The organism is Streptomyces sp. P17, assembly GCF_032436805.1.
GTDB lineage: Bacteria > Actinomycetota > Actinomycetes > Streptomycetales > Streptomycetaceae > Streptomyces.
The window spans coordinates 1-259 of record NZ_JAVRBF010001074.1; the positions used below are offsets into that span (position 1 = coordinate 1).

The 259-nt window shown below is 63.3% G+C and carries 1 protein-coding gene; it reads right to left on the minus strand.

Annotated features, from left to right (window positions below; all coding sequences use genetic code 11):
- On the minus strand, positions 1-204 hold a 204-nt coding region (bamD, locus tag RMT89_RS46375), incomplete at its 3' end, for an outer membrane protein assembly factor BamD (protein ID WP_399499051.1).
- Between the last annotated feature and the right edge of the window lie 55 nt (positions 205-259).

The window sequence follows — 259 nt, forward strand, 5'->3', positions numbered from 1 at the left end:
GCCGACCGTCATCTCCTTGCCGGCCAGATGGTCAAGAGTCAGGTCGATCTTCAGCGTCGCGTCGCGAGCGTACTCAGTGTCGGGGAAACGCTGCACCACGTCCTGGAGCGCGGTCAGCGCCTGTTCGGTGTTCGACTGGTCGCGGCCGACGTCGACGATCTGCTCGTAGAGCGAGATGGCCTTCAGGTAGAAGGCATAGGCGATCTCGACCGCGGATTCCTACATCCAGCTCCATCCCGGCAGCCGCGAGGTCGCCTAT